This is a genomic window from Arthrobacter sp. E44 (assembly GCF_041877125.1).
Lineage (GTDB): Bacteria > Actinomycetota > Actinomycetes > Actinomycetales > Micrococcaceae > Arthrobacter.
Window position 1 is genome coordinate 1 of the sequence record NZ_JBHDJA010000016.1, and the last position, 12,822, is coordinate 12,822.

Here is a 12,822-nt window from a genome sequence, read left to right on the forward strand (position 1 = left end):
CTCTTCCTGGTTCGCTTTTGGTGCGCTTAGACACCGTCATCAAACCGCAGGGAGAGGCCCCCACCGCTTAAAGACGCGGCAGGAACAAGTAAGGAAGTGGGCAGATCTCATGGCCACCGGCCGGCAGTTCTGCTGGCCGCCAGCGGGCACTTTCGTGGCCGCCTATGGGCAGTTTTTCATGGCCGCTAACAGACGTGGCGTGCGGCTCGAAGTTGTGGAGGGTTCGGATATTCCGGCACATAACGCCATGCTAGGCTCTTCCAACGCCTGGGATCGACCCCTTTTTCATGGTCTCCACCCGGCGTCCATGGGGAGCCCGGCATGGGCAGGGCTGCCCATCGACACTGTTTGGGGGCCGGGATAGGTTTTAGGCAATGGATCTTCCGGATGAGCCGGGGGGCCGCTGGGGATGCCGATCTGGTTCGGATCCACGACCTAACAAGGAGAAACTGATGGCTATTTGGGGTGCAGACGTTGAGCAGCTTCGCCAGCTCGGCAGCAAGCTTCAGGCAGGGGCGTCCGAGATCGAGACGCAGAAGTCCACTCTCACCAAGGTTCTGAGCAGCACCAACTGGGAAGGCCCGGACGCCACCAAGTTCCGCAACGAGTGGTCCGGTACGCACACCGCCATGCTCACCAAGGTTGCCGAGGCACTGAAGGAAGCCGGCGCGCAGGCCAAGCGCAACGCCGAAGAGCAGAGCCAGGCCTCTCACTAGGCTTACCGCCACATACTGGCGGGGCAGGGACACCACGCGGTGTCCCTGCCCTTTTTGTTGGCATACCACTTTTTCTGCGTACGACGGCGGCGGGCGCGGTTAAGGGACTGGTTCGACGTCGTTCGCGTGTTCCAGCGGTGAGGCCGGCAGCCTGCCGTTGCCGGCCCCGGATGCGCGCAGCTCGTCGAGCCTGACCAGGATAACGCCGCCGACAATGAGGACGCCGCCCAGGAGCTGGACAGGGCCCGGAAGTTCACCGAGCAGCAGCCATGCCCACAGCACGGCAAAAAGGACCTCGGTGAGGGACACGAAGGATGCCACCTTGGAGCCGAGCGCCCTTGCCGCCATGATGCCCGAGGTGTAGGCCAGCACGGTTGCCAGCACCACCAGCCCCGCAAGCGACACCCACCAGGGCGTGGTCCACGGTCCCAGTTTGGTGTCCGCGGTGGTGAAGGCCATCGGCAGCAGTCCCGTGGCGGCCGCAAGCCACATGACTGCAGCACCCACCATGAGTCCGCCGGAAGCCAGCACGATAGGCGGCAGGGTGTCGTTTTCCTTGGCCGTGATGAAGAAGTAGATGGCCAGGCAAACCGCGGCAGCCATGCCCCAGAGGACGCCGACCAGATCCACCTTCACGGCGCCGGTGAGGTCCAGGACCAGCACCAGTCCGGCCAGGGACAGCAGCGTCCCGCCGGCGGTCAACACCCGTGGGCGACGGCGGCTGGCGGCCCAGAGCCAAAGGACGATGATGACCGGGGCCAGATACTCCAGCAGGAGCGCGACTCCGACGGACAGGCGTGCCACTGCATTGAAGTAGAACAACTGGCAGGCCGCCACGCCGATGAGGCCGAACAGCACGATAGTGAGCCAGTTGTCCAGCAACTGGTGCCAGCGGCCCCTCAATGCGGACACTGCGGGCAGGGCGAGGATCAGGGCAGCGCCTGTGAGGCGGGCGGTGACGGCCGCGCCCGGGGACCATCCGGTCTCCAGCAGCGACTTGGCAAATGATCCGGACAGGCCGAAGACGGCCGAGGAGAACAACGCGATGCCGAGCCCGGACGCAAGGAAGCCGGTCCGCGTGGCGGGCAGTTCCGAAGTGGGGTGGTGCTTGTTGGCGGCAGGCAACGTCGCCTCCTGTCAGGAGTAAAGTGGGGTAATGCTCATGACACTACGCTTCGGCGCTGTAAGGAGTCAACATGGTTTTCGCCCCTGACACGGAGGTGGCGCTGCGCACGGTGGTGAACCTCATCAACACCTCCGCAAACGGCCGCGAAGGACTGGCCTCCGTTGCCGACCTGGACAGCTTCCTGGACGCGGAAGGATTTTCCGGAGCCCGGACCCGGGATGCCGCGGAACTGCAGAGCGTGCTGAAGCTGCGCCGCGAACTGGCCGCCGTATGGACGGCGGATGAGGACGCCGCCGTAGCCACGGTCAACCGGCTGCTGCGTGACGCGAATGCCCTGCCCCAGCTGATGAAGCACGACGGGTGGGACTGGCACCTGCATGCCACTGCACCGGAGGCGCCGCTGGCGGACCGGATGAGCACTGAGGCAGCCATGGCCCTGGCTGACGTCATCCGCAGCAAGGAAATGGACCGGCTGCGCATCTGCGAGTCGGAGGACTGCGACGCCGGCGTGCTGGACCTGAGCCGCAACCGGTCCAAGCGGTACTGCGATACGGGCAACTGCGCCAACCGGGCCCATGTTGCCGCCTACCGCGCCAGGCAGGCCGCGGCAGGTTAGCGGGGCGTGCCGTCCGTATCTTCGCCGGGGACCGGCGGGTTCTGGCTGCCGGGAGCACCAAAGCCGTGGCTGGAGCCTCCGTGGGGGGCTTTGGGCGCGGAGCTCAAGTTCACGCCCGAGCCCTTGCCCAGGTGTTCCGCGTTCTCCTTGTAGCTCATGGACAGCATCGCGGCGACCACCAGGGTGGCGATAAAGGCGATGCCGGCTGCGGTGAAAGCGAGGTCGAAGCGGGGTGCGCGTGCGCTCCCCCCGGAGGCGAAGATCAGCACCGCAACGAAGGCGACGACGGCCCAGAATGCGGAGAACATCAGGGGACCCTTCACCGAGGTCCGCAGCTTGCGCGGTTTTCCTTGATGCTGGTCAGCCACAGTGATTCCTCCCTGCAGGCGGCGCGCGGCCGGCCTGGTTTACGTTTGCGGTGTCGCACCCATTTTCTACAGAAAGTAGAAGGCGCTCCCCCTAGTTTACGGCCTTCCTGCCCCGGCGCGGGCATCGTGCCGCAGGGTCAGCCCGGAAAGTACCCACAGGACGCCGGAGATAATGGCTCCGCCACCGGCTACACCCAGCAGCGCGTGGGCGCCAAGGTTGATGAAGAACGGCAGCAGCACCGCCGTTCCGATGCTGATGACCCCCGAGGCAATCCAGTCCCTTGCGAGTACGTGGCGGCCCTTGTGCTGCAGGCCGCAGGCGAGCTCGAGGATGCCGGCCACGCCCAGCCCCAGGGCGGCGACCACGCCGAACAACAGGTCGCTGTGCAGGAGCAGTACGGCAAAGCCGGCCCCGGCCAGGACTGCGCCGCCGGCGGAGAGCAGCTTGCCGGGGGCAGAGTTCTGGGCGAAGCCCGCTGCGGGGACGGTCCGCAGGGATACCACCCCTGCGGCCAGGAGGTAGAGTCCCCCGGCCCAGCCCATGACCTCGACGGAAGGAGAAGTCCAGAAGACCGTCACGGCGCCAAACACCAGCGCAGCAGCCGAACGGAGCAGGACCGGCTTCCAGAGGTCGTTACGGGGGGCGGTTCCGGGAGCAGCGCCCGCGGGGGTGGATGGTTGCGTCACCGGTCCAGTTTAGTGGCGGCGGCTGGGAGGTCTAACCGGGACCGCCTCAGGCGGAGCCGAGCACCATCCAGCGGTCGGAGCGCGAACGCAGGCCCAGGGTGACTGCGCGCGCCGCCATGTACCCCAGCGCGAAGGCCACCCAGAGCCAGCCGAGCCCGGAGGCGCCATGGGCGCCGGACAGCGCAACCCATGCCAGCAGAGGCACGTAGACCAGTAGGTTTACCAGTCCCGCGAGGGCGAGGTAGCGCGCGTCCCCCGCACCGATCAGCACACCATCCAGGACAAAGACGTAACCGGCGATGGGCTGCCCCGCGGCCAGGACCCAGAGTGCCACGGTAAGCACCTGCTGCACCTGGTGGTCAGGGGTAAACAGCGCCCCGGCCCATGGTGCCGCCGCGGCCAGCAGCAGGCCGGTTACCACGCCGAAGCCAGCGCCCCAGCGGATCATGGTTCCGGTCAGCAGCCGGGCCCTGGCCGCGTTGGATGCGCCCAGCTCCTTTCCAATAAGCGCCTGGGCAGCGATGGCCAGGGCATCCAGCGCGAACGCCAGGAAGGAAAAGATGGTCATGGCCAGCTGGTGGGCTGCGAGATTCACCTCGCCTTGGGCGGTGGCAACCAGCACGGTGGCCAGGATCGCGGCGCGCAGGCTGAGTGTGCGCAGCATGAGCCAGGACCCCACCCGGGTCATGCTGCGGATTCCCCGCCAGCTGGGCAGCAGCGTTACGCCGTGCCGGACCGCGTTCCGGCGGACCATCACCAGGTAGACCAGTGCCATGGCCCATTGGGCAAGGCTGGTCCCCACCGCGGAGCCCACCACGGACAAGCCAAGTCCGTAGACAAGCCAGAGGTTCAGGACGATGTTGACGCCAAATCCAGCGGTGGCCACCACCAGCGGGGTACGGGTGTCCTGCAGTCCGCGCAGCACGCCGGTGCCGGCGAAGATCAACAGCATGGCCACAAGCCCGGGCATGGACCAACGGAAGTAGTCGACGGCGAAGGTCCGGACGCTGCCCTCGGCGCCCAGGAGGTCAATCAGCGGCTCTGCGGCGCCAAAGCCGGCCACGGCGAGGAGCACGCCCAGGATCAACGCCAGCCATACGCCGTCGCGCCCTGCCGCCAGGGCCTTGCCCAACTGCCCGTCACCAATGGCGCGGGCAACAGCCGGAGTGGTGGAGTACGCCAGGAAGACCATGAGCCCGACGGCGGTCTGCAGCACGGCCGAGGCCAGCCCCACCCCCGCCAGCTGGGCAACACCCAGATGCCCCACGATGGCGGAGTCCGCCAGCAGGAAGAGGGGTTCGGCCACCAGCGCCCCGAAGGCAGGGACGGCGAGGCGGAGTATCTCCCGGGCCGGACCGCGGGTGGCGGCCGTGGTTGCCGGGGCGGATTTTTGGGGCACGGTGACAGCCTAACCGGGTGCACCGACAGGACGCGGACGGGCATGAGAAACACCACACCTCCCCACCTTTAGTTGACAGTTCAACCAATTGTCCGGAAGGGTGGAGCCATGACCCAGCCACGATTGACCACCGCAGCCCTCACCGCCCTCCGCCTGATCCTCGGCTTCCTCTTCGCAGCCCATGGATGGCAGAAGTTCAACGAATGGACCATTGCCGGCACCCAGGCTTCCTTCGCCAAAATGGGCGTTCCCGCCGCAGAACTCATGGCTCCCTCCATCGCCGTCCTTGAACTGGCCGGCGGGGTTGCCTTGATCCTGGGCATCCTCACCCGCGTGGTGGCCGCACTCCTTGTCCTGGACATGCTCGGCGCCCTCTTCCTGGTTCATGCCCCTGCAGGCATCTTTGCCGCAAACGGAGGGTATGAGCTTGTCCTGCTCCTGGCCGCGGCATCGTTCGCGCTGGCCCTCACCGGTGCCGGCCGCTTCTCCATAGACCGCGCGCTGTTCGCCCGCAGCAACTCCAAACTTGCGGCCCTGGCCTAGTCCGGCCTGAACGGAAGCACCACTGCCGGACGGCGGCTGCGCACCCAGGTGCGTAGCCGCCGCTGTGGTTAATGCGGGGGGCAGTTTGTTGCGGTCCCAACCGGCCGGTAACCAGGGCCGTCAGTAAGATCGCACCATGACTGAGACCGGCTGCCCCAACTCCGTGACCCTCCGCTTCCTCGCCGCCCCCACCGACGTGGGCCACAGCGGATCGGTGGATGCCGGCACGGTCCTTGAATGGGTGGACAAGGCGGCGTATGCCGCAGCGGTGGGATGGGCCAAGTCCTACTGCGTGACCGCCTACGTGGGCAACATCCACTTCGCCGATCCGGTCAACAGCGGGGACATGGTGGAGGTGGAGGCCACCATCGTCTACACCGGGCGGTCATCCATGCACATCCGTACCGTTGTCTCCTCGGGCGACCCGAAGGGCGGTCCGGCCACGATGCGCAGCACGTGCATGGTGATCTTCGTGGCCGTGGGAGCGGACGGCAAGCCCGTTCCGGTACAGCAGTTCGAGCCCGTCACTCCGGAGGAGATCGAGCAGCGCGACCATGCGCTGGCCAGGATCAAGGTCCGCGAGCAGATCGTGGAAGCCATGAACCGGCAGGAATATACCGACTCCGGCACGGCCGAACGGGTGACGCTGCGGTTCATGGCGGCCCCCACCGACGTGAACTGGGGCGGCAAGGTCCACGGCGGCATCGTCATGAAGTGGATCGACGAGGCCGCCTACGTCTGTGCCTCACGCTACTGCGGCCGGGACACCGTGGCGGTGTTCTCCGGGGGCGTGCGCTTCTACCGCCCGCTGCTCATCGGCCATGTGGTGGAGGTGGAAGCCCGGCTGGTGTACACCGGGACCAAGGGCATGCACATCGCCGTCCACGTCCGCTCCGGCGATCCCAAGGGCAGGGAGCTGAACCTCACCACCTACTGCCTCACCGTTATGGTGGCGCGCGACGACGAAGGCACGTCAGTGCCCGTCCCCGCCTGGGTGCCGGTCAGCGACGAAGACAAACGGCTCCACGCCCACGCCCGCGAACTCCTGGAGATCCGGGGTACGGCGCCCGGGAACCGGCTGCCCAACCATCTGCTGGCGCAGGGCTCCTAGAAGCCACCGCCGCCACCGGCGTCGCCGGCCATGTTGGCGAACCGTGAGTAATGGCCCTGGAACGCCACCACGATGTCCTTGGTGGGACCATTACGGTGCTTGGCCACCAGGATGTCGGCCTCGCCCGCGCGTGGGGACTCCTTGTCGTAGACGTCCTCGCGGTGGAGCAGGATGACCATGTCGGCGTCCTGCTCGATGGAGCCGGACTCACGGAGGTCCGAGACCATGGGCCGCTTGTCCTGGCGCTGTTCCGATCCACGGTTCAGCTGGGACAGCGCGATCACGGGGACCTGGAGTTCTTTGGCCAAAAGCTTCAGTGCACGTGAGAACTCCGAGACTTCCTGCTGGCGGGACTCCACCTTCTTGCCCGAGCTCATGAGCTGGAGGTAGTCCAGGACCACGAGCTTGAGGTCGTGCTGCTGCTTAAGGCGGCGGCACTTGGCGCGGATCTCCATCAGGGACATGTTGGGGCTGTCGTCAATGAACAGCGGCGCCTCGTTCATACGTCCCATGGTGGTAGCGATCTTGGACCACTGCTCGTCCTTGATGGTTCCCTTGCGGAGATCCTGGAGGCTGATGGTGGCCTCGGCCGACAGCAGGCGCATGGCGATCTCGTTCCGGCCCATTTCCAGGGAGAACATGACAGTGGCCAGGTTGTGCTTGATGGCTGCGGAACGGGCGAAGTCCAGGGCGAAGGTCGACTTGCCGACGGCGGGGCGGGCAGCGATGACGATCATCTGGCCCGGGTGGAGTCCATGGGTCAGTTCGTCGAGTTCGTAGAAACCGGTGGGGACGCCAACCATCCCTTCACCGCGGTGGCCCGAGGCCTCGATCTCGTCCACCGTAGACTCCATGACGTCCTTCAGCACCACATAGTCCTCTGCGGTGCGGCGCTCGGCTACGGCATAAACCTCTGCCTGCGCCTGGTTGACCAGGTCCTCTACCTCGCCGTCCGAACCGTAGCCCAACTGCACGATCTTGGTGCCGGCGTTCACCAACCGGCGGAGCACCGCACGTTCGGCCACGATCTCGGCATAGTAGCCGGCATTGGCAGCAGTGGGGACGGTCTGGATCAGCTCGTGCAGGTAGGCGGGGCCACCGATCCTGTTGATTTCAGCGCGCTTGGTCAACTCGTCCGAGACGGTGACAGCATCCGCGGGTTCGCCGCGGCCGTACAGGTCGATGATGGCTTCGTAGATGGTCTCATGGGCGGGCCGGTAAAAGTCCTGGCCGCGGAGGATCTCCACAACATCGGCGATCGCGTCCTTGGAAAGCATCATGCCGCCCAGTACGGACTGTTCGGCAGCGATGTCCTGCGGGGGCTTCCTGCTGGCGTCCGATCCACGGGTTGCCTCGACAGGGTCCAGATGCGCGATTGACAAAGCTGCCGTCCTCCATTTGTACCGGGCGTGCGTCCGGTGTTCCGTCCTGCTCGCGGCCTCCGGCAATCCGGCTCCCGCTACGTGTCCAGTTCTACCCTCGGGCTCTGACAATTGAGCGCCGCAAGCGTTCCCTAACAGCCCCCGCCTGGAGTTATCCCCAGTATCCACAGCTTTTCCACAGCTACACGTGGGAAGCGGCCGACTGGGTCCCGCGCCGAAGCAGGAGAGGCCCTGTTTCGGCCGCGAAGAACAGGTACCCCGCTACGCTAACCGCCGGGGTCCCGGCAGCAAAGCCAGCATGCCCGCAAGGTTGTGGATAACCTGTGCAGTAAGCGGCATAGCTTGTGCACAGCCTGTGGGGAAGCCTGTGGATATAAAAGTTTTTTACCCTCCCGCAGCGCTCTGACCTGCGGAAACGCATCCAATGGCATGTGGAGTAAATATTTCTTCCGGGGAATTTCATCCACAGGCCCCTTGGGGGCGCGGCGCCGGGGAGCGGGCAGGAGGGTGGCTCCACAGTCAGGCAGGACAATGCCGTGGGCTTGCTCATATTCCGCTTGGGGAGTTTGACGGGCAGGACCCCGGGCTGTATGCGCACCGGTGAATATTGCTGTGGATAACCAGTATCTGGATTAAGATTCTTGGTAGCCAGCACATGCAGCCGCACACCCGGCAGCAGGCAATGGCTGGGCTGATGGCCAGCAAAGCAACCGCACCTGGCGAGGGCCAGGAAGTACACAGAACGGCTCGTGAAAATGGAATCCCTTGTGGTCCCGGTCCTTATCCTGCTCGCGGTGGTTGCGGGGGTGACGGTGGCGTACCGCGCCAGCCGAAAGCGCAAGGCCGCACACCCTTCCACACCGGCGCAACCTGCCGCCACATCACAGGAGCTGGCCAGGGCAGCGGCGGACCGGTTGTCGGAAGAGGAACACCGGCGGCTTTACGCATTGATCGCGCAGGGCCAGGCCATGGCCGCCATCAAACTGTATTACGAGATCACCGGAGAGGGGCTGAGGGCCTCACGCGACGCCGTAGGCGCCCTGGCGGCCCACCCCCAGCCTTATCGGCGCCACGAGCCGCCACAGTCCGTCCAGGAGGAGGACGACGACGACGACGAGCCGCAGCGGTTCCCCTACCGCTACCGGGCCATCGCCAGCAAGGGCGACGTCACGCGCGAGGTGAGCAGCAACATGCTCAACGATGAGATTTACGGCAGGATCCGTACCCTGGCCCGGAGCGGCGACACGGAGGCGGCGGCCAACGCATTGACCCGCCACTCCGACATCTCCCTCACCCAGGCACGGGAGTTCATCGCGCTGCTGGACGACTAGCAGGTGGAGGACTAGCGGGGCCCTGCGATACCCGCCAGCAGCTGCTCGAACGGCAGGGACTCCAGCGGAGCGGGCTTCCGGCCCGGCTGCGGCCCCTCAAGCAGCCGGGTGAACTCACCCGCCGCGCGCTCGATGCGGTCCGCGAGTGATCCACCACCCTCTTCTGCGGTTCCCCAGTCCTGGGGCCCCGCAAAGACGCCGGTTGCAGCCATGCGCGTGCGGAGGTAGCTGAAGAGCGGCCTCAGGGCATAGTCCAGCACCATCTGGTGCCGGTCCGTGCCGCCGGTAGCGCCCAGCAGGACTGCCTTGCCGTCCAGTGACTTCGGGTCCAGGACATCGATGAAGGACTTGAAAAGCCCGCTGTAGGAGGCGCTGAAGACCGGGGAGACCGCGATGATTCCGTCCGACGCCTCCACTCCGGCAATAACTTCCGCCAAGCGTGGTGCGGCGTAACCGGTAACGAAGTTGTTGGCGATGTCCACGGCCAGGTCGCGGAGTTCCACAACATCCACTGCCACGTCATAGCCGCCTGCCTTTAGCTGCCGCTCGGCGGCTGCGGCGAGCTGGTCTGCCAGCAGCCGGCTGGATGAGGGTACGCCGAGCCCGGCAGAAAGGACGGTGATGCGGCGGGTTTCCATGGCGTTCTCCTGGTGCTCGTTCATTCTGATTCTACATGCGTTTGCATCTATACCAATGAACTGCGGGCAGCACGGAAGTATTCCCGGAGTATCGGGCGCCCGGATCAAGGCATTTAGTACGCAACCAGACCCGGCCGGAGCCCCGGCTTAGAGCAGAACGCTCCCTTTGATGCAGGTGGTGGAATCGCCGCCCACCCAGATCTCCCCGTCCCCGGCGCCGACATGGATCCGCCCCGCCCGGCCCAGGACGGTCCCCTGCGAAGCCAGGTATTGCTCCGGCGCGCGCCCGCTTCCAATCAGCCACTGAGCGGCTCCAGCATTCAAACTGCCCGTGACCGGGTCCTCCACCATGGCGTCACCCGGCAGGAACGTGCGGACCTCAAAGTCGGTACCGGCGCCCGGTGCGTGGGGCCCGATTACGCCAACCTTGAGGTCGCCCATGGCAGCTTGGTCCGGTTCCAGGGCCAGCACCTGTTCTGCCGACCCCAGCAGGACGCCGATCCATTCCGGACCGTTCACCAGCCAGGCCGCGTCGAGGACATCATCCACGCGCAATCGCAGTGCTGCCGCCAACTGCCGGCGGACCGGCGCTTCCACGGGGCCGAAGCGCGTCAGGGGTGGTGCCGCGAAGGCCAGCCTCCCGCCGTCGAGCCTTACCCGGACCAGCCCGGCAGCGCACTCCTGCACCACGTAGCCGTCCGCCTTGGGTACGCCCCCGGCTTCCAGCCAGGTATGGGCCGAGCCCAGCGTGGGGTGGCCCGCGAACGGGAACTCCTCAGAGCCCGTGAAGATCCGGACCTTGTAATCAGCCCGGGGATCCTCGGGCGGCAGCAGGAAGGTGGTTTCCGAAAGGTTGGTCCAGTTGGCGAAGTGCTGCATGGCCGCGGCATCCAGGCCCTGGGCATCAAGGACGACGGCGAGCGGGTTGCCGCGGTAGGGCTGGCTGGCGAATACATCCACCTGGTGGAAAGGACGGCTGCGCGGTGTCGGGTTCACCGGAGCAGGCTACCACCGCCAAAGCGAAAGACCCCCGCCGCCGGAATCCGGCGACGGGGGTCCTGACGTGGGGTGGGAAATTACTTTCCTGCCACCACGTCGAGTTCGATCACAGCGGCAACGTCAGCGTGGAGGCGGACGTTGGCCTGGTAGGAACCAACCGACTTGATGTGTGCGGGCAGTTCAACCTTGCGCTTGTCGATCTTGCCAAGGCCAGCGGCCTCAACAGCGTCGGCGACATCGCCCTGCTTGACGGTGCCAAACAGGCGGCCGGACTCGCCGGCCTTGACGACCAGCTTGACCGGCTTGGCGGACAGAGCAGCGGCCTGCTTCTGAGCATCTTCCAAGGAAGCGTGCTCGCGGGCGGCGCGGGCAGCCTTGATGGACTCAACCTGCTTCTCGCCACCCTTGGACCAGGTCAGGGCGAAGTTGCGGGGCAGCAGGTAGTTACGTGCGTAACCGTCCTTGACCTCGACAACATCGCCAGCAGCACCGAGACCGGTTACTTCGTGGGTCAGAATGAGCTTTGCCATGTTAGTTAATCCCTTCCTTAGCCGCGGCCAGCGCCCGAGTAAGGCAGCAGAGCAACTTCGCGGGCGTTCTTGATTGCCTGGGCGATCTTGCGCTGTTCCTGCACCGTGACGCCAGTGACGCGACGGGCGCGGATCTTGCCGCGGTCGGAGATGAACTTGCGCAGCAATGCTACGTCCTTGTAGTCGATGACAGTGATGTCAGCGGCCTTCAAGGGGTTGGACTTTGGTTTGGGCTTACGGAGTTCAGCCTTAGCCATCGTGGAGCTCCTATTCTAGGGAGCCCGTGGATATTGATCCACGGGATGGTGGTGGTCCGACGGCGGCAGCTGCTTTGGGTGCGTTGTGCACCCAGGCAGTCCCGGCGCCGGGCCGTTGTTTGGGTTTTAGAAGGGAGGTTCGGAATCGGGGCCGTTGCCCCAGCCGCCTGCGTTGGACACACCGGGCGTGGCCCAGGGATCGTCCTGCGCAGCCTGCTGGTTGCCGCCGCCCCAGCCTCCGCCGGAGTTGCCGCCCTGGTTTCCACCAGAGTTGCCGCCGCCGAAGCCACCGCCGCTGTTGCCACCGCCGAAGCCGCCGCCACCCTGTCCGCCGGAGCGCTGGGTGCGGTTGACCTTGGCGTTGGCGTAGCGCAGGCTGGGGCCGATTTCATCGACCTCAAGCTCGATAACGGTGCGCTTTTCGCCTTCTTTTGTTTCGTAGGAGCGGCTCTTCAGGCGGCCGGTCACGATGACGCGCATTCCCTTTGTCAGGGACTCGGCAACGTTCTCGGCTGCTTCACGCCACACAGCGGCGCGGAGGAACAGGGTCTCCCCGTCCTTCCACTCGTTGGACTGGCGATCAAAGGTGCGGGGGGTGGAAGCGATGGTGAAGTTCGCTACTGCCGAACCGGACGGTGTGAACCGCAATTCCGGGTCATTGGTGAGGTTACCGATGACCGTAATGGTGGTCTCGCCTGCCATCTACTGCCTCCTTGTTCGATCCTGGGTGAAGAGTGCGTTTCCTGCGGGGTGAAGAATGAAGCCGGCTGAATTACTCAGCAACAACCTTCTGCTCTTCGGGGCGGGTGATCTTGGTGCGCATGATGGTCTCGTTAAGAGACAGCTGGCGGTCAAGTTCCTTGGCGGTCTCCGGCTTGGCGGTGAAGTTCACCACGGCGTAGATACCTTCGGACTTCTTCTTGATCTCGTAAGCCAGACGACGACGGCCCCAGATGTCAACCTTTTCGATGGTTCCACCATCGTTGGTGATGACGTTCAGGAACTTCTGAAGCGACGGCTCAACGGTACGCTCTTCGACCTCGGGGTCGATGATTACCATCAATTCGTAAGGACGCATATGTGAACCCACCTCCTTTGGGCTAAGCGGTTACGGCATTT

General features: G+C 65.4%; 17 protein-coding genes. 5 read left to right on the top strand and 12 right to left on the bottom strand.

All coding sequences use genetic code 11. The features are described from left to right. Positions 1–67: 67 nt before the first annotated feature. Positions 68–241 carry a DUF2277 family protein gene (locus tag ACETK3_RS14530; RefSeq protein WP_373993109.1) on the bottom strand — a complete coding sequence of 58 codons (174 nt, stop codon included), beginning with the start codon at positions 239–241 and terminating at the stop codon, positions 68–70. Positions 242–452: 211 nt separating this feature from the next. Between ACETK3_RS14530 and ACETK3_RS14535 the strand changes: the two genes are divergently transcribed. Continuing rightward, positions 453–716 carry a WXG100 family type VII secretion target gene (locus tag ACETK3_RS14535; protein ID WP_043448478.1) on the top strand — a complete coding sequence of 88 codons (264 nt, stop codon included), beginning with the start codon at positions 453–455 and terminating at the stop codon, positions 714–716. Between the two features lie 99 nt (positions 717–815). On the opposite strand, the gene ACETK3_RS14540 is transcribed toward ACETK3_RS14535, so the two are convergent. Next, positions 816–1,841 (bottom strand): DMT family transporter, encoded by a 1,026-nt coding sequence (locus ACETK3_RS14540; RefSeq protein ID WP_236800340.1) that lies wholly within the window; start codon positions 1,839–1,841, stop codon positions 816–818. 71 nt (positions 1,842–1,912) lie between these two features. Here ACETK3_RS14540 and ACETK3_RS14545 point away from each other — a divergent pair, with 71 nt between their 5' ends. Beyond that, positions 1,913–2,458, top strand: a complete 546-nt coding sequence (locus tag ACETK3_RS14545) for a CGNR zinc finger domain-containing protein (protein ID WP_236800341.1) — start codon at positions 1,913–1,915, stop codon at positions 2,456–2,458. Here ACETK3_RS14545 and ACETK3_RS14550 read toward each other — a convergent pair. The 3 genes from ACETK3_RS14550 to ACETK3_RS14560 all read right to left on the bottom strand — a co-directional run bounded on the left by ACETK3_RS14550 (position 2,455) and on the right by ACETK3_RS14560 (position 4,912). Further along, positions 2,455–2,826: a hypothetical protein gene (locus tag ACETK3_RS14550; RefSeq protein WP_236820874.1), complete on the bottom strand. Its 372-nt coding sequence runs from the start codon at positions 2,824–2,826 to the stop codon at positions 2,455–2,457. The genes ACETK3_RS14545 and ACETK3_RS14550 overlap by 4 nt on opposite strands. A 96-nt stretch (positions 2,827–2,922) precedes the next feature. Further along, on the bottom strand, positions 2,923–3,513 hold the full coding sequence (locus tag ACETK3_RS14555) for a hypothetical protein (protein ID WP_373993110.1): 591 nt from the start codon (positions 3,511–3,513) through the stop codon (positions 2,923–2,925). Positions 3,514–3,559: 46 nt separating this feature from the next. Further along, on the bottom strand, positions 3,560–4,912 hold the full coding sequence (locus ACETK3_RS14560) for an MATE family efflux transporter (RefSeq protein WP_373993111.1): 1,353 nt from the start codon (positions 4,910–4,912) through the stop codon (positions 3,560–3,562). 108 nt (positions 4,913–5,020) lie between these two features. On the opposite strand from ACETK3_RS14560, the gene ACETK3_RS14565 reads away from it, so the two are divergent. Next, positions 5,021–5,455, top strand: a complete 435-nt coding sequence (locus tag ACETK3_RS14565) for a DoxX family protein (RefSeq protein ID WP_236800345.1) — start codon at positions 5,021–5,023, stop codon at positions 5,453–5,455. 136 nt (positions 5,456–5,591) lie between these two features. After that, the gene (locus ACETK3_RS14570; RefSeq protein WP_373993112.1) at positions 5,592–6,566 is read left to right on the top strand and encodes an acyl-CoA thioesterase; all 975 of its coding nucleotides are present in this window, start codon (positions 5,592–5,594) and stop codon (positions 6,564–6,566) included. Here ACETK3_RS14570 and dnaB read toward each other — a convergent pair. Next, positions 6,563–7,948 carry a replicative DNA helicase gene (gene dnaB, locus ACETK3_RS14575; protein ID WP_236800347.1) on the bottom strand — a complete coding sequence of 462 codons (1,386 nt, stop codon included), beginning with the start codon at positions 7,946–7,948 and terminating at the stop codon, positions 6,563–6,565. The two genes, ACETK3_RS14570 and dnaB, sit on opposite strands and share 4 nt — an antisense overlap. Positions 7,949–8,703: 755 nt before the next feature. Here dnaB and ACETK3_RS14580 point away from each other — a divergent pair. After that, on the top strand, positions 8,704–9,279 hold the full coding sequence (locus ACETK3_RS14580; protein ID WP_373993113.1) for a hypothetical protein: 576 nt from the start codon (positions 8,704–8,706) through the stop codon (positions 9,277–9,279). 11 nt (positions 9,280–9,290) lie between these two features. Here ACETK3_RS14580 and ACETK3_RS14585 read toward each other — a convergent pair whose 3' ends face one another. From ACETK3_RS14585 to rpsF, 6 genes are all read right to left on the bottom strand, one after another. Beyond that, positions 9,291–9,917 (bottom strand): FMN reductase, encoded by a 627-nt coding sequence (locus tag ACETK3_RS14585; protein WP_237430569.1) that lies wholly within the window; start codon positions 9,915–9,917, stop codon positions 9,291–9,293. A 147-nt stretch (positions 9,918–10,064) separates the two neighbouring features. Continuing rightward, a complete protein-coding gene (locus ACETK3_RS14590) occupies positions 10,065–10,913 on the bottom strand; it encodes a PhzF family phenazine biosynthesis protein (RefSeq protein ID WP_373993114.1) in 849 nt (282 codons plus the stop codon). 80 nt (positions 10,914–10,993) lie between these two features. Beyond that, positions 10,994–11,446 (bottom strand): 50S ribosomal protein L9, encoded by a 453-nt coding sequence (rplI, locus tag ACETK3_RS14595; protein ID WP_018769834.1) that lies wholly within the window; start codon positions 11,444–11,446, stop codon positions 10,994–10,996. Between the two features lie 17 nt (positions 11,447–11,463). Further along, positions 11,464–11,703, bottom strand: a complete 240-nt coding sequence (gene rpsR, locus ACETK3_RS14600; protein ID WP_003800144.1) for a 30S ribosomal protein S18 — start codon at positions 11,701–11,703, stop codon at positions 11,464–11,466. Between the two features lie 126 nt (positions 11,704–11,829). Then, complete coding sequence (locus tag ACETK3_RS14605; RefSeq protein WP_141158852.1) at positions 11,830–12,405, bottom strand: single-stranded DNA-binding protein; 576 nt, start codon at positions 12,403–12,405, stop codon at positions 11,830–11,832. A 70-nt stretch (positions 12,406–12,475) separates the two neighbouring features. Then, positions 12,476–12,781 carry a 30S ribosomal protein S6 gene (gene rpsF, locus ACETK3_RS14610; protein ID WP_013602900.1) on the bottom strand — a complete coding sequence of 102 codons (306 nt, stop codon included), beginning with the start codon at positions 12,779–12,781 and terminating at the stop codon, positions 12,476–12,478. Positions 12,782–12,822 lie beyond the last annotated feature (41 nt).